Raw genomic sequence first — 17,634 nt, 5'->3', positions numbered from 1 at the left:
TTTTTGCAATAATTTCTGGAGTCATTCTGGAGGTTTGACGGCAGGAATTCCAGCGCCAATATCGATATAGTCCCGCCGCCTGACCCGGTAATATTCAAGCTGTTTGTCACTCACATCCTGATATTCCATGGTCTCGACAATGTCGTCGACGAAGATCATATATCGCGAGGCACCTCCTGCTGCTTCAAGGGGATAGCCAACAGTCTCGGAAACATTGACCCGCCCCGATAGATATCTCCCTTCAATCACAACCCTCATGCCGCAGGGAAGGGAAGACGTGGTCTGCAGATGCCGATAGGCCTTGTCTCTGCGTTCTTGTGAAACAAAGTCCAGGTAGTCCCTTCCTGTTGCGTTAATCCCCATCCGGTCAACGATAGCCGTTCCGACCAGCCGCAAAAGAGATTTCCCCGGCGTGGCGAGATCATGGAGCAAAACATACGGCAGAACCGGTTTGATTTCTGCCGGGTTAAAATCCGCCTTATAAGGCACAGCCTGCCCGGAAGACTCGTTCAGTCTCCACCAGTAGTCATGGAACTGCTGGCAGCGTGGACTCAGGAAATCAAAGGCCAGAGAGGAGGACACTGTCTGTTCCCGGGAAAGAGTTATCACAGGGAGAGACAGCGCAATAATTCTGTCCCCGCTACTTATTCCAGCTACATTAACACAAATTTCCCCGGCACCTGAATGAAAGAGACGCGGCGCGTCTGTCCACCTGAGACAGAAAAGCCAATATGCTATCAGCCCCACTCGGGACCCCGCTCAAGACACAATCTTCTACAGCGCCTTTCCGGACAGAATTCATTTGCCCACTCTTTAGGGTTCGAGAATCTCCAGCAGCTTTTTCTGGATCGTATTCAGCTTTTGCTGGCTCGAGATCTTGTCGCCCAGTGCAGATTCGACGTAAAACACATCAACCGCACGCACACCGTACGTCGCAATGCGGGCGGAATGAACCAGTAGCCCCAGCTTGGTCAGCGCCTGCGTCAAATGATAAAGCAGGCCCGGCCGATCCTGGCCATTGACCTCGATCACGGTATAGCTCGCACTGGCCTTGTTATCGATCAGAACACGCGGCTTGACCCGCATGGCCTTGAGCACGCGGCTCGGCAGCCGGGTCGGCAGGGTTTTCAACAGTTTTGCCGCTTTCAGCTCTCCCGTAAGCGATTGCTCTATCGCTGTTTCAATCTGCTCTAGCCGATCCGGTTCTTCAATCAAGGTCTTGCTGTGGGAATCAGCAATGTAAAAACTGTCCAGCGCCATGCCATTGCGCAGAGTATGGATGGTTGCCCCCTCGATCGAGGCCCCGGAAACAGCCAAGGCACCTGCCACCCTGCTGAAAAGCCCTGGATGGTCAGCTGCATAGATGGTCACTTCGGTCACCTGGCGGTAATGATCCACTCTGACCTCTGCCGTAAAGGGTGACTTATCACTCTCCGCCTGACGGATCAGTTCCGCATGCCGCGCCTGGGTTTCTGTATCACTGGAGATCCAGTAGGAAACCGTCCCCCGCTCCAAATGCAACGCCAGTTCCTGTGCCGGCCAGTGCGACAGTGCGGCAGTCAGCTTTTCCCAGGCCACCTGCACCCTCCGCTCCTGCCCTTCAGCCGCAAGCCCTCCCGAAAGAAGTTCTTCCGTGCGCCAGTAAAGCTCTCTCAGCAAGGCAGCCTTCCAGGCATTCCAGACATTTGGCCCAACCGCACGGATATCGGCAACCGTCAAAATCAGCAAGAGACGCAGACGTTCCGGCGATTGCACGATCTCGGCAAAATCCTGAATGGTTTTGGGATCGTCAATGTCTCTGGAAAAGGCGGTTTCACTCATGGTCAGGTGATAGCGCACCAGCCAAGAAACCGTTTCCGTTTCTTCTGCCGTCAAGCCCATACGCGGGCAAATCCGCAAAGCGATCTTGGCACCTTCAACCGAATGGTCTCCTGATCGTCCCTTGGCAATGTCGTGCAGGAAAACCGCCACGTAGAGAACTTTGCGTGACAAGACCTTGTGCACCACCTCACTGGCGATTGGGGCTTCTTTCTGCAACAGACCCTTTTCAATCTGATGCAAAATCCCCACGGCAAAAAGTGTATGCTCGTCCACTGTATAGTGATGATACATATTGAACTGCATCAGAGCTTCGACCCGGCCAAAATCGGGAACAAACCGCCCCAAAACCCCTGACTCGTTCAAACGTCGCAAGGTTTTTTCCGGATCCTTTGGCGAGGCCAGAATATCCAGAAACAGTCTGCTGGCTGCTTCGTTATCCCGCAGATGCTGCTTTATCAATCGCAGGTTCTGCGTGATTTTTCGCAGGGCTGCGGGGTGGATATCAAGATCGTGCTTTTGCGCCACATGGAAGATCCGCAGCATTTCCAGGGGATCTTTTTCCAGCGTATCTTCCTGCCGGAATGTCAGGCGGTCACCTTCAAGCCGGAACTTTTCCACCGTCCGCTTGCGTTGCAAAAAAGGCAGGGGCAGGCGAAAGCCTGATCGACGGTTATGCTCGGCTTCTAGTGCAGCACAGAAGATACGGGTCAGCCCACCGACCGCCTTGGCGACAATGAAATAGTGTTTCATCATGCGCTCGACACCCTTGGTCCCTGCATGATCCGTATACTGCATCCAGTCCGCCAACTCCCGCTGAACATCAAAGCTTAAACGCTCTTCCGGACGATTGGTTAGATAATGCAGGGCACAGCGTACCGACCAGAGAAAAGCCTGCGCCTTTTCAAATTGACGGACTTCCTGCCGGGTAAAAACACCCTTTTCAACCAGGCTGGAAACATCATCAACCTGATAGATAAACTTGGCGATCCAGAAAAGGGTCTGCAGGTCTCTCAGGCCGCCCTTGCCCTCTTTGATATTCGGCTCAAGCGTATAGCGGGACCCCCCGACTTTCTTGTGGCGTTCACTGCGTTCGGCAAGTTTTTCCTCGATGAAGCTGGCCCCATGTCCGGATCTTACCACCCTGTCATAGGTTTTACGCAACTGGGTAAAAAGTTTGAAATCGCCGCAAAGAAACCTGGATTCCAGAATAGAAGTATTGATAGTGAGATCTGCCTGTGAACTGCGGATACACTCCTTCAGGGTGCGTACAGAGTGGCCGACCTTAAAATTCAGATCCCACAAAAAATAGAGCATCGCTTCCACAACTTGCTCGGTTCTGGGCGTTTTTTTGTAGGGCAGCAAAAACAGGATATCCACGTCAGACTGCGGTGCCAGCTCTCCGCGTCCATATCCGCCCACAGCCGCAACCGAAAGGCTTTCCCCCTTGGACGGGACCCCCACCGGGTAAAGTTCTTCATTTACAAAGTGATAGACAAAATTGACGATTTGATCGACCAAAAAGCAGTTGGCGCGAACAACCATTGTCCCGGAAGCTTTTTCGTCGAACCGCTTGCGAACTTCCGCACGCCCCTCACCCAAAGCATCCCGCAACAGAGCAAGAACCTGATTGCGTTTGGTTAGGGCTGGCTCTTTTGTTGCACGTATTTCGGCAATTTTTTTACTCAGCTCTGTAGCAGGAAAAATAGCGGTCTTATTTTTAACATCCTGATTATAGGCATAATCTAGAGAAGTAATCGGCATCTACACCTGCTTTACTGAAACATCATCGCCAGGGAAAAAACTGCTGGGAACAAAGACTTTGGATGACTATCGTCCTTTGAAGAGATGAGCATAGCAGGGACAATCAGCTCCGCCCAAGCCCTTTCAGCTCATAAAGAAGATCCAGCGCTTCGCGCGGTGTCAGATCGTCCAGTGCCACAGCATCCAGTCGCAACTCAAGTTCGGATTTGCCTCCGGCTGGCGACAGGGCTTCTGCCTCAGCCCGTTGCAAATTGGCAAAAAGAGGTAGGTCCTCGGCCAGATGCGCCAAATTACCTGCCTGTCCGTCTTTCTCCAGAGTCTCGAGTACCTGCTCTGCCCGGGCAATGGCAACTGCAGGCAAACCAGCAAGCCTGGCCACATGAATGCCGTAGGAACGATCAGCAGCCCCGGACGTTACCTCATGCAGGAACACGACTTCCCCCTGCCATTCTTTGACCCGCATAGAGTGACAGGAAAGAGATTCAAGCTTGGCCGTCAGACTTGTCAGCTCATGATAGTGCGTGGCAAAAAGTGCCCGGGATCTGTTTGCTTCATGTAAATGCTCGACGCAGGCCCAAGCAATAGACAGACCATCATAGGTCGCCGTCCCGCGCCCGATCTCGTCCAGAATCACCAAAGACCGTTCTGTCGCCTGATTGAGAATTACCGCTGTCTCAACCATTTCAACCATAAAGGTCGAACGCCCGCGCGCCAGATCATCTGCTGCGCCAACTCGGCTGAACAGCCGATCAATCGCCCCGATATGCGCTGATTCAGCTGGTACAAAGGACCCCATCTGGGCCAGAACCGCAATCAGGGCATTCTGGCGCAGGAAAGTCGATTTACCTGCCATATTCGGCCCTGTCACCAGCCACAACCTTTCCTGCCCCTCCAAGATACAGTTATTGGCAACAAAAGGGCCATCTTGGGTTTTTGCCAGTGCTGCTTCCACCACAGGATGTCGCCCGCCGACGATATCAAAAGCAAGAGACTGATCAACTTTGGGGCGATTCCAGCGCTCTGTCACTGCCAACTCGGCAAGCGCGGAAATCACGTCCAGTGTCGCCAGAGCCCGGGCAGCAGAAGCAACTGTATCTGCTGTCTCAACAACGCCTGTAACCAGTTCCTCATAGAGCTCAAGCTCAATCGCCAGAGCCTTGCCTGCAGCCCCCGCAATTTTCTGCTCCAGTTCAGAAAGCTCAACCGTGGTAAAACGCATCGCCGAGGCCAGGGTCTGGCGATGAATAAACTCGGAATCCGGGCCGGTGTCCACCCGGGAAGCATTGGTCGGGCTGACCTCAATAAAATAGCCCAGAACATTGTTGTGCTTGACCTTCAAGCTGTTAACACCGGTCATCTCGATATATTTGGACTGCAGGCCCGCAATCAATTTCCGACTGTCATCCCGCAGCTGTTTAAATTCATCCAGCGCCGGAGCAAAACCCCGGGCAATAAAACCACCATCCCGGGCCTGAAGCGGGAGGTCTTCCAGCAGGGCTTTTTGTAACTTGGCACAGAGTTCCTGATGATCTCCCAGCTGAACAGCCAAACGTTGCAGTCCTTCGGGAAGAGTATCTCCTGCCATACGGGACAAAAGATCTTTCAGCCGCGAAGCTTCCTGCAGGGCATCCCTGATACCTGCAAGATCCCGGGGGCCGCCCCGTCCAATTGTCAGCCGGGAGAGACCGCGTTCGATATCCGGACACTGCCGCAGGCTGTTGCGCAGGTCCTGACGCAGATTATCCTGTTCAACCGCCCAGGAAACCATATCCAGACGGTCAATAACCGCGGTTGCGTCGGTCAGCGGCGAAGACATCCAGGCCCCCAGCAATCGAGCTCCCGCCCCGGTAATGGTGCGGTCGATCGTTGCCAAAAGACTGCCTTTGCGCCCGCCTGTGAGCGCCTGTGTCAGCTCCAGATTGCGACGGGTCGCAGCATCAATCTCCATCACAGCGCCAGAACGAACCTGCCTCGGTGCTGAAAGCCGGGGAAGCTTCCCCTTCTGGGTCAGCTCAACATAGTCCAGAAGGGCTCCGGCTGCGGCTGTTTCCGCCCGGGAGAACTCCCCAAAAGCATCCAGTGCCCGGACCGAGAAGACTTCCTCAAGGCGGCGCCGGGCATTTTCGCTGTCAAAACGAGAGGAAGGCAGAGGCGAGATAGCCTCGCGCCACTCGTTGATGATCTCAAAAAATTCTTGTCGTTGATACAGCCGCTCCGGCAAAAGAAGCTCCCCCGGGCTCAAACGTGCCAGTGCTGCCAGCAAGGCGCCCAGCTGCCCGTCTCCTGCCACCTGCACAGGCTGGGCAAAAAAATCACCCGTCGACATGTCCAGCCAGGCCAAACCATAACCACCCGCCGCATCGGTAATGGCGGCAAGAAAGTTATGACTGCGAACATCAAGCAGCTCGTCCTCTGTGATCGTTCCCGGTGTTACCAGGCGAACAACGCCCCGTTTTACGACCGATTTTGTTCCACGTTTTTTGGCCTCCGCCGGATCTTCCATCTGTTCACAGATCGCAACCTTGAAACCTTTTCTGATCAGACGGGAAAGATAGCCATCCGCCGCATGAACAGGCACGCCGCACATGGGAATATCTGCCCCTTTGTGATGCCCCCGTTTGGTCAGGGTGATATCCAGTGCCGCCGACGCCTCAACAGCATCCTGAAAAAACAGTTCGTAAAAATCTCCCATCCGATAAAACAGCAAGGACCCGGGGTGGGCCTCCTTGATTTCAAGGTACTGAACCATCATCGGTGTGATTTTTTCTGCTTTTCCGCTGTCTGCTGAACCCATCTTTCCTTCAGCCTTTCCAGGCAAAGTTGGATTCCTGGCTGCGCCCGGATCATCCTGTTTCAAGGAATCAGTTGCAGAATGATGAGAAGGGGATGCTGCAGAAGAAATCGTTTCGGTCACAAAATAAATCAACTCTAAAACTATAGGAAAACTGGTGCTGGAAGTTAGCACAGTCATCTGGTTGAGCAAAGTCTATGAAACAGGGAACCGGTTACGCCCCGTTATCTTGCCAGAGACACAGATTCTCTGATCCGTTCCGTTGGAAAAACCATAATCACCCTGGTTCCCTTATCCAGCTTGCTTTCAAGCCGCAGGCTGCCGCCATGGAGCTCCATAAGCGTTTTCGACAGAGGCAATCCAAGACCGGTTCCTTCATGCTGACGGGTCAGGTGGCTGTCTACCTGTATAAAAGGCTTGAGAACTTCAGCAATTTTTTCTTCGGGAATACCAATGCCGTTATCTGCGACCACGATTTCCAGCTGTTGCTGAGCCGAGACACCGACCTCAATCGTAATTTTTCCTCCAGGAGGGGTAAATTTGACTGCATTGCTCAAGAGGTTTAGCAGCACCTGTCGCACACGGGTATTGTCGCAATAGAGATAAGGGCAGTCTGGCTGGAATTTCGTCCCGATTGAAATCTTGTTGCGTTCAGCGCGACCGTTAATCATGCGATAACAGGATTGAACCACTTCTCGCAGATCAATAATCTCTTCGTTAAGGTGGACTTCTCCGGCCTCGATCTTGGACATGTCAAGGATATCGTTGATAATTTCCAGCAGCAAAGTACCACTGCTGTAGATATCTTCGGCATAATCACGATATTTTGGTTCATCCAGCTTTCCAAGCATCTCAAATTTGATCATCTCGGAGAAGCCGATAATCGCGTTGAGAGGCGTCCTTAACTCGTGGCTCATGTTTGCCAGAAAATCAGTTTTGGCCCGGTTGGCTGCCTCCAGCCCCTGGACATAGAGTAACTGCTGTTTTTCGTGTTGTTCCAGCTTTTCAATCATCCGGTTATAGCCATCAATCAACTCTCCTACCTCGTCTTCTGAGCTAATCGGTATCTTGTGCCGGAGAAGCTGTTGATCAAAAGTCGAAAAACCCTGATTCAACTCTCGCAGTGGCTTGAAAACAAATTTGTGATTCGCAAGAACAATAATCCCGGTCAGAGCCAGGACCATAAGAATAGTCTCGGGAAGCTCCTGCAAAAGATTGTTCAGCAGCAGAGTTGGAATATCCGTATGGGCAATTACCAGAACAAACTGCCCGATCTTCCGATTGACAAAAGGGTCCTTGTAGATGATGTCCAGAGTGATAACTCTGTAAGCCGGACCATCGACCTCAATCTCGCCCGAGCCAGAAACCAGGCTCTGCTTTTCGTCGTAAACTTCCGCGCTATAAACCTCGTTGAACTCAACCAGACTATCAAGATGAGACTGGATCGCTTCAATATCGAAATTCCAGAGATATCCCGAAACCACATTGGCCTGTGTCGTCGCCAGATTTTGCCACTGGGTGGCAATCATCTCCTGATCATCCTGATAATCAAGATAACTGTCCACCATGTTCTGAAATAGCGAAACCAGTAAGACGGCAGGCACAATCAGAAACAACACCTTGGCGTTAATGGTCTTAACGGGTTTCAGCATATGTATATTTCACGGATGAACGAACCGATCTGTCTCTGAAAATAGGTTAGATATGTCATCAAGACTTAAGTCATAATGCGTCAGCTCTGGGTATATTGCATCGGAAAAAACAAAGAAACTGATAATAATTATGCATGTTTCAGAGGAAATGACGGTTGAAGATTTGTAAATTATCTCCTGATGCAACTGCGATCTGGGAGTGAATATTCCTGAAGGAGCTCAGGGATATAATTATTCTCTACAACAAAACGCTGCTTTCTGGAGCGTGCAATATCTCAGGAACAGAGCATTAAAACTGCCAACAAACGCTCCTTAGTTATCCTTTAACCGACAGGTTGCCCGGAGAACTGCCCTGAGAACTGCCCGGAGAACTACTCGGAGAACGGAACGAAGAGTTGAACAGATGTATTGACTAATAATATTAGTTCATTCAACGCGCTTTCCGACATTATTGTACAATTTCCCTTCCCAAGAACTTTGTCGCAATGCAATATACTGCCAAGAACCGCCAAAAGGTTCAGCATACCAGACCTTAACCCTAAGACACCGACCCTCAGATATAAAAAAGCGGAGACCTACCCGTGCCCAAGCACAATTCCCGGATTACCGACGCAGAAGCGCTGGAACTTCATTCCTCAGGCCGACCGGGTAAACTGGAAATACGAGCCACAAAACCCCTGACAACCCAACGAGATCTCGCTCTGGCCTATTCCCCCGGCGTGGCTGTCCCTTGTCTCAGGATTGCAGAAGACCCTGCCGCCGCTTACGACTACACTGCCAAAGGCAACCTCGTTGCAGTCATCTCCAATGGCACCGCGGTTTTGGGACTGGGAAACCTTGGGGCACTGGGTTCCAAGCCTGTGATGGAGGGGAAGGCCGTTCTTTTCAAGCGCTTCGCCGATGTGGACGGGATCGATCTTGAAGTCGATACGGAAAATGTGGACGAATTTGTCAACTGTGTGCGCTTCCTCGGCAAGACATTCGGCGGCATCAATCTTGAAGACATCAAGGCACCCGAGTGCTTTATTATTGAACAGCGCCTTCAGGAACTGCTCGACATCCCCGTTTTCCACGACGACCAGCACGGCACCGCAATCATCGCCGCCGCTGGCCTGATCAATGCGCTCGACCTGACGGGGAAAGACATCAAGAAAATCAAGATGGTGGTCAACGGCGCCGGTTCCGCCGGGATCGCCTGTACCGAACTGGTAAAAGCGCTTGGTGTTCCCCATGAGAACATTCTGCTTTGCGACACCCGCGGTGTTATCTATCAGGGCAGACAGGATGGTATGAACCAGTGGAAATCCGCCCACGCCGTACCAACCGATGACCGCAGCCTCGAAGACGCGATGAAAAATGCCGATGTGGTTTTTGGTCTTTCGATCAAAGGCGCACTGACAGCCGATATGGTCAAGAGCATGGCCCCCAATCCGATTATCTTTGCCATGGCCAACCCGGACCCCGAAATTACGCCGGAAGACGTTGCGACCGTACGGGACGACGCCATCGTCGCAACCGGACGCTCGGACTACCCCAACCAGGTCAACAATGTCCTGGGCTTCCCCTATATTTTCCGTGGTGCTCTTGATGTGCGGGCTTCCAGCATCAACATGAGCATGAAGGTTGCTGCTGCCATGGCCCTGGCAGAGTTGGCCCGGGAAGATGTTCCCGACGAGGTTGGCAAAGCCTATGCCGGCCGCCAGATGCGCTATGGTCGCGACTATATCATTCCCGCCCCCTTTGATCCGCGCCTGATCACTGTGATTCCCTGCGCGGTTGCCAAGGCGGCGATGGACAGCGGTGTTTCCCGCAAGGATATCGAAGACTTCGAGGCTTACGAAAGAGAACTTTCTGCCCGCCTTGACCCAGCTGCCACAACTTTCATGCGGATTGCCCAAAAGGTCAAAAGCCATCCAAAACGCGTTGTTTTTGCCGAGGGTGAGGAAGAGTCCGCTATTCGCGCAGCGGTATCCTTTTACAACGCAGGATACGGAATGCCTCTGCTGGTCGGCCGGGAGAAACTGATCAAGAGCACCATGAAAAACCTCGGTATCAATGGTGACTTTATCGAGATCCACAACGCGACAAATTCCGAACAGCGCGAGCGCTATACCGACTATGTCTATGAACGTATGCAGCGTCGGGGAATGCTCTATCGCGATTGCCAGCGCATGGTTAACCAGAACCGGAACATCTTCGCTGCCTGTCTGCTGACCCATGGTGTCGCCGATGCCATGGTCACGGGGCTGACCCGAAGTTTTGCCGTCTCGCTGGAAGACGCAATGCAGGCCATCAACTGCAAGCCCGGCAAGCGCGCCATGGGCATGTCGATGATGATCATTGACGGACGGGCTATTTTTGTCGCCGACACCTCTGTCAACGAAGTTCCAACCTCGGAACAGCTGGCGGACATCGCGGTACAGGCAGCCTCCCATGTTCAGTCCATGGGCTATGAGCCCCGCGTCGCTTTTCTGAGTTTCTCCAATTTTGGCAATCCGACCCGGGATACCACAACCCGGATCAGACGGGCTGTTTCCGTGCTTGATACCATGAACGTGAGTTTTGAATACGAAGGCGAGATGCAAGCGAACCTGGCCCTGGATTTTGATCTGCAAAAAAGGCTGTTCCCCTTCTCCCGCCTGACAGGTCCGGCGAATATTCTCATCATGCCAGCCCTGCATTCAGCCAACATCACCACCAAGCTGATCCAGAAAGCAGGCGGAGGCACGGCGGTGATCGGCCCCATTCTGGTGGGCCTTGAAAAACCTGTACAGATTGTCCCGATGGGCGCCACCGTTACAGATCTGGTAACAATGGCCGCACTGGGTGCCTACGAGGCCTCTACAAACGAAATGGACGAACCCTTTCTCTAGAACAGATTTAACATTTCTGTAATACGACGCGCGATCATGACAATGGCTTCCGGGTTTAATTCCGGAAGCCATTGAAATATAATAAATTTTAAAACCGTCTTCAAACTGTCATGAAGGCAGGTTAAGTATAGGGCATCATCGGGGAATCACTGCTCCAGCAACACCTGAAAAATATGGGTCGCCATGCCACAACGACAGGAAAAATACAGCAGACTTTTTACGTCGTCGCTGATTCTGACCTCCCCCGGAATCGCCGTGTTATTTCTGCTGGTCATCCTGCACCTTATCGTGTGGCAGGCCGCTCTGGCTGCGGGTGTCATCATCCTGCTTGGCACAGGTTATATTCTCAGCAGCCACTATTCCCACGTCGAAAAACTCAAAGAGTACATAACCGCTCTTCGACAGCTCAAGGGCAAAGACCCCCTTCCAGGCATCCCCTCCGCAGCCGGAAGTTTCCTCTATCCCGAACTGAATCTCTCGCTCTCGCGCATGGCCCAGGAACGCCAGCAATACAGACGTCAACTCGAAGCCGTGACAGAGGGCAACGAAGCCATTCTTTCCTCTCTGCCAGATCCCCTGATCATGCTTGGAAAAAAACGGCAGATTATCAGGGGAAATCCAGCGGCCCAGGCCATCTTTGGTGACAACATTACCGGGCGGGAACTCTCGACTATTCTGCGCAATCCCGGTATTCTCAGTGCCGTCGATAGCGTCGAAAACAGCAGTGAAAATATCTCGCGTTTTGTCGAATTCAAAATCCACGGACGTGTGGAGCGTTATATGCTGGCCCGTATCGCCCGTATGAACGAACAGACCTGGGACGGAACCCGCGTGATTGTCAGTCTGCACGATCAGACCGCGGCCAAAAAGGTTGACCAGATGCGCGGTGATTTTATCGCCAATGCCAGTCACGAACTCAAAACACCGCTCGCCAGTCTTATGGGTTTTATTGAAACCCTGAAAGGTCCTGCAAAAGATGATCCCGAAGCCCAACAAAGATTTCTCAACATCATGCAGGATCAATCCGAACGCATGTCCCATCTGGTGTCTGATCTGTTGTCGCTCTCGCGCATTGAACTGCTGGAACATACCCCTCCTACCGGGATTACCGACCTGAATAATATTATTACTAAGATTACCGAAGGTCTGCATACCCAGATTGAAAACAAGCAGATCACCATAAGAAAAGATCTCAGTCCCGATCTGGAGAACAGCATCCCGGTTCTTGGCGACGCCGAAGCCCTGACCCAGCTGTTCCAGAACCTCCTCGAGAATGCCGTCAAATACGGACATAAAGGTACAACCGTTACCATCCGCGGCAAAGCCTACGGGCCCGGAAGTCAGGGTATGCGCAGATTGGGCCGCCCTTCTGTCGCCATTGCGATCATCGATCAGGGTGATGGAATACCCCGCGAACACATCCCCCGCCTGACCGAGCGCTTCTACAGGGTCGATGCCGCACGCTCGCGCGAACTGGGCGGAACAGGCTTGGGACTGGCGATCGTTAAACATATCGTCAATCGACATCGGGGGGTGCTCACCATCGACAGCGAAGTTGGCCGTGGATCAACCTTTACAGTCTATCTGCCCAAAGCCGCCATGAGCGAGATGAACCTGCCCGCGTGGGAAAGCTCAAACCTCGCCTGATATCTCGCTGATCTGCGTGAGATACAAAAGGCCTCCCCTACGCTCTTCCTCTTGTTTACAAGACTGGCTCTAAGGATGAATTCTTCCTTAAGGAAAAGACAACATCTGGTCAATTTCACAAAAGCTTCATATGCTCTCCAGCAAATGTTTTCTTGTCCACTGAACTTTTGATTCTTATAGATATCATTATACATCAATAGTTTATGATTTATTTCTCTTGCCTGAACAGCCCCTTTTCACCAAAATCAGGGTAACAAAAGTGTCACGGATGAGTCACAGAACTATCGCCTGGGGAAGTTATGTTTGCCACGTCGAATGATCGACAGCGCATAACCTCGCAAAACGAAAAAGTGTTGCTGCATGAGGAGCCCGGAAAACCGGGAAAATGCGTAGTAGAGATTATACTAACGCTATAAAGCGGAGATATGAACGTGATCAAAAAAGTTCTCACTGCGACAGCCCTGGCTGGCATGATGGTAGCAATCGCTGGCGCGGCCCAGGCACGCGACCAGATCCGCATTGTCGGCTCTTCTACTGTTTTTCCATTTTCAACAACCGTTGCTGAAAATTTCGGCAAGACAACCGGCTTCAAAACGCCTGTCGTTGAAAGCACCGGCTCCGGCGGCGGCATGAAGCTTTTCTGTGCCGGCGTAGGTGTCGAGCATCCCGATATCACCAACGCTTCTCGCCGGATCAAATCTTCCGAGTATGAAGACTGCACCAAAAACGGTGTCTCCATCACAGAAGTAAAAATTGGCTTCGACGGTATTGTTCTTGCGAACTCCAAAGAAAGTGATCGTTTCGAATTGAGCCTGCAGCAGATTTACATGGCTCTGGCCAAACAGGTTCCTGTTGATGGCAAGCTGGTCGACAATCCCTACCAGAAATGGAGCGATATCGATCCAAGTCTGCCGGATTCAAAAATCGAGGTTCTCGGCCCCCCACCAACATCCGGTACCCGTGACGCCTTTGTCGAGCTGGCCATGGAAGGCGGCGCGAAGAAATTTGACAGTCTTGCCGATCTGCGCAAAAGCGACAGCAAAGCTTTTGAAGCTGTTGCACATACCATCCGTGAAGATGGCGCCTATATCGAAGCCGGTGAAAACGACAATCTGATCATCCAGAAACTCGAAGCCAACCCGAAAGCTCTCGGCATCTTCGGCTTCAGTTTCCTTGACCAGAATGCCGACAAAATCCAGGGTTCTATCGTTGATAAAACAGAACCAACCTTTGACAACATTGCATCAGGCGATTACGGCGTTTCCCGTTCACTCTACTTCTACGTCAAGAAAGAGCACGTAGGCTCCGTCCCCGGTATTGCCGAGTTTGTGAAAGCCTTCACAAGTGACGATGCATGGGGTGACGAAGGTTACCTGGCTGACAAGGGCCTGATCCCCTTGCCGACCAAAGAACGTACAGTTATCGGCAATGCCGCTCAGGGACTTGAGCAGCTGAGCATGTAACCACACGGAAGTTTATTCTTGAGAAACTGGCGGCTTGGCAACAGACCGCCAGTTTCTGATAGAATAAACCGGATCTATGATTTCCCTGACGGGTATGAAGACGGGTAAAAAAACAGTATGGAACAGCTAGCTCTCTTCTTCGCGCTGATATTCCTGATCATTCTCGGATACATTCTGGGGAAGGGCCGCGCGGTTGCTCTCTCTGGTCACGCTTACCACCCCTTACATTCCCGCCTGCCCTATTATGGGCTCTACACCGCAATTTGGTGTGGCCTGCCCAGTTTACTGCTTATGGCTGGATGGATGGCTTTTGAACCGGCGATTGCAGAAGCGATTGTCTCCTCAAAGCTGAGTGCTTCAAACCAGGACCTTACATCTGACCAGATCACTCTCTATGTAAATGACGTGATCAACCTGGCTTCGGGAGGCATTATCAGTCGCGAAGTCAACAGCGACCTGCAGGCCGCAACAGACAGCTATATCTTCTTCCGCCAAACCAGCTATTTCGCTATGGCCGTCGTAGCCATCAGCCTCTCCCTTGCCGGACTTTTCAGCAGCCTGAAAACCATCAACCCTGATTTACGGGCACGCAACAAGGTCGAGAAAATCATCTCGATTGTTATGATGGTCTGTTCGACCATCGCCATCCTGACAACAGTCGGTATTGTTTTCTCCCTGATTTTTGAAACCCTGCGGTTTTTCAACAAGGTTCCGCTTAGCGAATTTCTCTTTGGCCTGCACTGGAGCCCCCAGACTGCTTTACGCGAAGACCAGATCGGTGGCTCCGGTTCTTTCGGTGCTGTACCTCTTTTTGCCGGAACAATGTTGATCACCTTTATCTCCATGATCGTTGCCGTTCCCGTCGGTCTCATGTCGGCAATCTATATGTCTGAATACGCCGGTAAAAAATTCCGGGCCTTTGCCAAACCACTGTTGGAAATCCTCGCCGGGATTCCAACCGTAGTTTATGGCTTTTTTGCCGCACTCACTGTTGCCCCCTTTTTCCGCAACAGCGGGGAGCTTTTTGGGCTCAGCGTTTCCTCGGAATCCGCACTCGCTGCCGGAATGGTGATGGGTATCATGATCATTCCCTTTATCTCTTCCCTGTCTGATGATGTCATGAATTCAGTTCCACAGTCTCTGCGTGATGCTTCTTACGCCATGGGGGCAACAAAGTCGGAAACCATCACCAAGGTTATCCTTCCTGCCGCCCTCCCCGGTATCGTAGGCGCAGTATTGCTGGCCATGAGCCGGGCGATTGGCGAAACAATGATTGTGGTTATGGCTGCTGGCCTTGCTGCAAATCTTACCGCCAATCCGCTGGAAGCTGTCACAACCGTAACAGTCCAGATTGTCACCCTGCTGGTCGGAGATCAGGAATTTGACAGTGCCAAAACGCTCGCGGCCTTTGCTCTGGGCCTTCTGCTCTTCATCGTCACCCTCGCCATGAACGTCGTGGCCTTGAAAGTGGTGCGCAAATATCGTGAAAAATATGACTGATAGCCCTGTACCAATGGAATTGAACCCTCCCCTGGAAATTGACAAGGCGCTGCTTAAAAGACGCAACGCTGCGGAAACCCGTTTCAAACTCTATGGACTTGCAGCCGTTCTCACTGCCGTGCTGGTCCTGGGTTTGTTGCTGACCTCGATTATTTCCAAGGGCTACACTGCCTTTGAACAGACCTATATCCTGCTTGATGTTCGGCTTGATCAAGCCACCATTGATCCCAAAGGAACTGGCAGACAGGAAGATCTTGCTGCGGCCAGTTATCGTGGGATTCTGCGCGATGCCCTGAGAGAGCAGTTTCCGGAAGCGGAAAGCCGCAACGAAAAACGCTCGCTCTATGGCCTGGTTGGCAGTGCGGCCGAATACGATTTGCGCAATGCCGTACTCCAAAATCCAAAGCTGGTTGGGACGACCGCGACGATTGCCATCAAGGCATCCGACGATGTGGACAGCTACATCAAGGGCTTTATTTCCCGGGATGTCGTTCAGGCTGATCGCAAGGTCAAGGACCAGGAACTGGGCTGGCTTGATACCCTCGAGGCCGATGACCGGATCATCACAAAATTCAATGTCGATTTCTTCACCCAGGCAGATTCCCGTGAACCAGAAGAAGCCGGCATTCTCGGCGCTGTTATCGGATCGCTTTACACCCTGGCCATTACTCTTGCGCTCTGCTTTCCGGTCGGGGTGCTGACCGCGATTTACCTCGAGGAGTTTGCCCCGCGCAACCGCTGGACAGATATTATTGAAGTGAACATCAACAATCTGGCAGCAGTTCCCTCGATAGTCTTCGGATTGCTCGGTTTGGCAATCTTCCTGAATTTCTTCGGCCTGCCCCGTTCGGCGCCTATAGTCGGTGGAATGGTTCTGGCTTTGATGACTCTTCCAACCATCATTATCGCCTCCCGCGCAGCATTAAAGGCCGTACCACCATCCATCCGTGAAGCTGCCCTCGGAATGGGCGCTTCACGCATGCAGACAGTGTTTCATCATGTCTTTCCCCTGGCCATGCCGGGTATACTGACCGGAACCATTCTCGGCATGGCCCAGGCTCTGGGGGAAACGGCCCCCTTGTTGATGATCGGGATGGTCGCTTTTATCGCCGATATTCCCGGCAGCATTAACGATGCTGCCACGGTATTGCCGGTACAGATTTTTCTCTGGGCGGATAGTCCGGAGCGCGGCTTTGTAGAAAAAACCTCAGCGGCCATCATGGTTTTGCTGGCCTTTCTGGTCGTGATGAATGCAATTGCAGTACTCTTACGCAAACGCTTTGAACGACGCTGGTAGAGAAACAGGATGCCCGACGCAATGGATATGCAAAATTTCAAAACACGCGAGAAAGCCGCTATGGCCGAGCCCAAGATCATCGCCCGTGACGTCAATGTTTACTACGGTCAAAATCAGGCCCTGAAATCAATCGAACTGGACATCGCCGCCAACGAGGTCACGGCACTAATCGGCCCCTCCGGCTGTGGAAAATCAACCTTCCTCCGCTGCATCAATCGCATGAACGATGTAATAGAAAACTGCCGGGTTGAAGGCCGGATCAATCTGGAAGGGATTGATATCTATAATTCTGGCCTCGATCCTGTGTTACTCAGAGCCCGGGTTGGCATGGTCTTCCAGAAGCCCAATCCCTTTCCGAAGTCTATCTACGACAACATCGCCTATGGTCCCCGGTTGCATGGTATTTCCAGTGGCAAGGACGAGCTGGAAGCAACCGTAGAATCAAGCCTGCGGCGTGCGGGTCTGTGGGAAGAGGTCAAAGACCGTCTGGACTCACCGGGAACCGGCTTGTCCGGCGGCCAACAACAGCGCCTTTGTATCGCCCGGGCCATCGCCGTCAATCCCGAGGTCATCCTCATGGATGAACCCTGCTCTGCCCTTGATCCCATTGCAACCGCCAAGATCGAGGAACTGATTGACGAGTTGCGCGAGAACTTCACGATTGTAATTGTGACACATTCCATGCAGCAGGCGGCAAGAGTCTCTCAGAAAACCGCCTTCTTCCATCTTGGAGAACTGGTAGAAGTCGGTGAAACCGACAAATTGTTCACCAGCCCGGAAGATCAGCGCACCCAGGGCTACATCACCGGACGTTTCGGGTAAGGATAAA

General features: G+C 52.3%; 10 protein-coding genes. 6 read left to right on the top strand and 4 right to left on the bottom strand.

Annotated elements, in window-relative coordinates; translation table 11 throughout:
* Positions 1-21: 21 nt before the first annotated feature.
* The 4 genes from B152_RS0101060 to B152_RS24840 all read right to left on the bottom strand — a co-directional run bounded on the left by B152_RS0101060 (position 22) and on the right by B152_RS24840 (position 8,025).
* Complete coding sequence (locus tag B152_RS0101060; protein ID WP_020590517.1) at positions 22-582, bottom strand: PAS domain-containing protein; 561 nt, start codon at positions 580-582, stop codon at positions 22-24.
* A gap of 231 nt (positions 583-813) precedes the next feature.
* Positions 814-3,582 (bottom strand): [protein-PII] uridylyltransferase, encoded by a 2,769-nt coding sequence (locus tag B152_RS0101055; RefSeq protein ID WP_020590516.1) that lies wholly within the window; start codon positions 3,580-3,582, stop codon positions 814-816.
* A gap of 103 nt (positions 3,583-3,685) precedes the next feature.
* Positions 3,686-6,376: a DNA mismatch repair protein MutS gene (mutS, locus tag B152_RS0101050; RefSeq protein ID WP_051082934.1), complete on the bottom strand. Its 2,691-nt coding sequence runs from the start codon at positions 6,374-6,376 to the stop codon at positions 3,686-3,688.
* 221 nt (positions 6,377-6,597) lie between these two features.
* Positions 6,598-8,025, bottom strand: a complete 1,428-nt coding sequence (locus tag B152_RS24840) for a sensor histidine kinase (RefSeq protein ID WP_020590514.1) — start codon at positions 8,023-8,025, stop codon at positions 6,598-6,600.
* 581 nt (positions 8,026-8,606) lie between these two features.
* Between B152_RS24840 and B152_RS0101040 the strand changes: the two genes are divergently transcribed.
* From B152_RS0101040 to pstB, 6 genes are all read left to right on the top strand, one after another.
* The gene (locus tag B152_RS0101040) at positions 8,607-10,898 is read left to right on the top strand and encodes an NADP-dependent malic enzyme (protein WP_020590513.1); all 2,292 of its coding nucleotides are present in this window, start codon (positions 8,607-8,609) and stop codon (positions 10,896-10,898) included.
* A gap of 183 nt (positions 10,899-11,081) precedes the next feature.
* Positions 11,082-12,545, top strand: a complete 1,464-nt coding sequence (locus tag B152_RS0101035) for an ATP-binding protein (protein WP_020590512.1) — start codon at positions 11,082-11,084, stop codon at positions 12,543-12,545.
* 425 nt (positions 12,546-12,970) lie between these two features.
* On the top strand, positions 12,971-14,008 hold the full coding sequence (locus B152_RS0101030; RefSeq protein ID WP_020590511.1) for a substrate-binding domain-containing protein: 1,038 nt from the start codon (positions 12,971-12,973) through the stop codon (positions 14,006-14,008).
* Between the two features lie 117 nt (positions 14,009-14,125).
* A complete protein-coding gene (pstC, locus tag B152_RS0101025) occupies positions 14,126-15,508 on the top strand; it encodes a phosphate ABC transporter permease subunit PstC (protein ID WP_020590510.1) in 1,383 nt (460 codons plus the stop codon).
* A complete protein-coding gene (gene pstA / locus B152_RS0101020) occupies positions 15,501-16,805 on the top strand; it encodes a phosphate ABC transporter permease PstA (protein ID WP_211212088.1) in 1,305 nt (434 codons plus the stop codon). The genes pstC and pstA overlap by 8 nt, the downstream gene beginning before the upstream one ends.
* 21 nt (positions 16,806-16,826) lie before the next feature.
* Positions 16,827-17,627, top strand: coding sequence for a phosphate ABC transporter ATP-binding protein PstB (pstB, locus tag B152_RS0101015; protein ID WP_020590508.1), 801 nt, complete (start codon positions 16,827-16,829; stop codon positions 17,625-17,627).
* The last annotated feature ends 7 nt before the right edge of the window (positions 17,628-17,634 follow it).

It is taken from the genome of Kiloniella laminariae DSM 19542 (assembly GCF_000374005.1).
Lineage (GTDB): Bacteria > Pseudomonadota > Alphaproteobacteria > Kiloniellales > Kiloniellaceae > Kiloniella > Kiloniella laminariae.
This window is presented reverse-complemented; position numbering and strand designations above follow the sequence as displayed.